Origin of the sequence: Methylotenera sp. (genome assembly GCF_013141425.1) — a bacterium.
GTDB lineage: Bacteria > Pseudomonadota > Gammaproteobacteria > Burkholderiales > Methylophilaceae > Methylotenera.
In genome coordinates this window covers 1-3,403 of sequence record NZ_JABFRA010000066.1, presented here as the reverse complement: position 1 = coordinate 3,403, position 3,403 = coordinate 1, and the positions used below count along the sequence as shown (strand labels likewise).

The following is a 3,403-nucleotide window of genomic DNA, read 5'->3' as shown; positions in this document are numbered from 1 at the left end:
GCTACCTTTTTTCACAAACTCAATCGCTTTTTCTTGCATGCCTTTGGTAAGCGCTTCTTGTTCTGAAACACCTTGCTCGGCTGCGTAATCACGTACATCTTGCGATATTTTCATAGAACAGAAATGTGGGCCGCACATTGAGCAGAAATGTGCTTGTTTTGCACCTTCTTGAGGTAATGTTTCATCGTGAAATTCCTTCGCTTTTTCAGGGTCTAAGCCTAAATTAAATTGGTCTTCCCATCTAAATTCAAAGCGCGCTTTGCTTAAGGCGTTGTCACGAATTTGTGCGCCAGGGTGGCCTTTTGCTAAGTCTGCCGCATGAGCAGCGATTTTGTAGGTGATAATACCTACGCGCACGTCTTCTTTGTCTGGCAAGCCTAAATGTTCTTTTGGGGTTACGTAACATAGCATTGCACAGCCATACCAGCCAATCATGGCGGCGCCGATACCTGAAGTGATGTGGTCGTAACCTGGGGCGATGTCGGTAGTCAATGGGCCTAATGTGTAGAATGGGGCTTCGCCGCAATGTTCAAGTTGCAGGTCCATATTTTCTTTAATCAGGTGCATAGGCACGTGGCCTGGGCCTTCGATCATACATTGAACGTCGTGCTTCCAAGCGATTTGTGTGAGTTCCCCTAGTGTTTTGAGTTCAGCAAATTGTGCTTCATCGTTGGCATCGTAGATTGAGCCTGGGCGTAAGCCATCGCCGAGTGAGAAGCTCACGTCGTATTGTTTCATGATTTGGCAAATGTCTTCAAAATGCTCATAAAGGAAAGACTCTTTATGATGCGCCAAACACCATTTCGCCATAATCGAGCCACCGCGTGACACGATACCAGTCATGCGTTTTGCTGTCATGGGGATGTAGGCTAAGCGCACGCCAGCGTGAATTGTGAAGTAGTCCACGCCTTGTTCAGCTTGCTCAATTAATGTATCGCGGAAAATTTCCCAGGTGAGGTCTTCGGCTTTGCCGTCTACTTTTTCTAAAGCTTGGTAAATAGGCACTGTACCAATCGGCACTGGCGAGTTACGGATAATCCACTCGCGGGTTTCATGAATGTTTTTACCCGTAGATAAATCCATCACGGTATCGCCGCCCCAACGTGTGCTCCACACCATTTTCTCAACTTCTTCACTAATTGAAGAGCCAAGTGCAGAGTTACCTATGTTGGCGTTGATTTTTACCAAGAAGTTACGGCCGATAATCATCGGCTCGATTTCTGGGTGATTAATGTTCATTGGGATAATCGCACGGCCACGTGCGATTTCATCGCGTACGAACTCGGGTGTAATCATTTTAGGGATGTTTGCCCCAAAATCTTGGCCTGGATGCTGTGTTTGCAACAGTTCGCTCATATTTTCACGGCGTTGATTTTCGCGAATGGCGATGTATTCCATTTCAGGCGTGATAATGCCTTTGCGTGCGTAGTGCATCTGGCTCACATTAGCGCCAGCTTTGGCACGTAATGGTTTGCGCGTTAAGTTGAAGCGCATTTCAGCTAAGTTTGGGTCGTTTTTACGGGCCACGCCAAATTCTGAGCTTGGCCCTTCGAGTTGTTCGGTGTCGCCACGTTCTGCAATCCAACCTGCACGCAAAGCGGGCAAGCCATTACGAATATCAATTTTTGTGTCTGGGTCTGTGTAAGGGCCGCTGGTGTCGTAAACAACTACAGGAGGATTTTTTTCAGCGCCAAAGGCAGAAGGCGTGTCGCTTAACGAAATTTCGCGAAAAGGCACTTGAATATCAGGGCGGCTACCCTGTACATATACCTTGCGTGATTTGGCAAAGGGCTGAGTGGTGGCTGGGTCAACTTCGGCTGTGGCCGTTAAGAATTTTGGGTTGGCGTTCAAGGTGTGTTCCTATTCAGTTAATTCAAAAGTAGGAAAGCATCTCGATGCTTTGCCTATGTTTATGGATAGGAAAGCAGTTGTGCTTTCCTACGGCGGCATTACCCGCATCAGGTTCAAAGGGTGATTCTCACTATGATTTTTAAAACTAAAAATATAGACCCCTAGCAATCCACGAAAATTACGCTAAATTGCCGATAAATGCAAGTTTTATCGCCAAGCACTTACAGATTAAAATCTGCCAGCTAAACCAGCTTAAGTGGTTATTTTTATTCAGGAAGCTTTGCTAACTCGCATTCTTGATATATAAGAAATAAAATTGTAAATAATAGTTTTTTATCATAAGCAATAGTTAATGTTATTGGTATAATGAAAACCATTAGCAAAATACAGAAAAAGTCGGGGGTTGTATGTCTTTAATTCTTTATCTTTTGTACTACTTAGTAGCAATCGTTGCACTTTTTTTTCATTTCACCGGCCAGTTAGAGCGCTGGGGATTGGAATGGGTTATCATCGTATTGGCTGTTACTGTGTTTCCAGTCGTACTGTATCTTTAATATTTTTCGACTAAAATATTCGTTTACTAATTCTTTATGTAACCAAACTATACATGGTGTGCCATCTCGTCACCTCATGACGCCTGATTGCCTGTATATTTCCTGCTGTTACTCACACTTAACTAAGTTAGTCCAGATAACCCTGTGATTTTTGCAGGGTATTGTGATTTTTCGTGTGAGATTTGCAGTGATGCACTTTAATCTGAACTTTCATTATCGTTGCAAAGTCGATTAATTATCTATAAAACAATAGATTAACTAAAATTTCATGTAGATGCATAACTTGGCACTGTCTTTGCTAACTGTTATGGGATTTCCCAAAATTAATACTATTAAGAAATGCAGATGTCTTTTATCAGACGAACCTTTATCTCTGGCGTAACTAAAAGCTTTTATCAGCAACAGATAATGGGCTTGTTGTTGAGTGCGTTTATTTTAATTTTAATTTATCCAAAAACGGACTTGGATCAGTCGTTAATTGCGCCTTATTTTGATACGGTAACGAAAAGTTTTTCGCTAAAACACCAGTTTTTTCTGGAAGAAATCATGCATGTAGGCCTCAGAAATTGCATGATTATTACTGCCATAAGTGTTTTAGCACTTGGCCTGGCAGGCAATAGAAAAGGGCCTCTCAGAGCATACGTCGGAGCATATTCAAGGCCGTTGCTTTGGGTGTTTGTGGGCATGATACTTTCTACCAGCATAATTTCGATTTTAAAGAGTTTGAGCATTCATGGCTGCCCCAACGATTTAATCCAGTACGGTGGCAATTTGCCTTATTTAAAACTGTTTGAGGCGTTACCTCAAGGCGTTGAAGCAGGACATTGCTTTCCTGCAGGGCACGCCAGTGGCGGTTTTGCGTTGTTGGCATTTTATTTTGCGTTTCGGGATAGTTACCCTAAATTTTCTTTTGTAATGTTGGGTGTTTCTATCGTTCTAGGATTTTCCATGGGTTGGGCGCAAATGATGCGTGGCGAACATTTTTTATCGCATAACCT

The 3,403-nt window shown here is 43.0% G+C and carries 2 protein-coding genes and 1 riboswitch; of the genes, one reads left to right on the top strand and one right to left on the bottom strand.

The genetic code is table 11. The features are described 5' to 3' along the window. The coding region (gene thiC, locus HOO90_RS05520; protein WP_292840508.1) for a phosphomethylpyrimidine synthase ThiC at positions 1-1,851 on the bottom strand (1,851 nt) is incomplete at its 3' end. 67 nt (positions 1,852-1,918) lie between these two features. After that, positions 1,919-2,024: riboswitch (TPP riboswitch) on the bottom strand. 726 nt (positions 2,025-2,750) lie between these two features. On the opposite strand from thiC, the gene HOO90_RS05515 reads away from it, so the two are divergent. Next, the coding region (locus HOO90_RS05515) for a phosphatase PAP2 family protein (RefSeq protein WP_292840505.1) at positions 2,751-3,403 on the top strand (653 nt) is incomplete at its 3' end.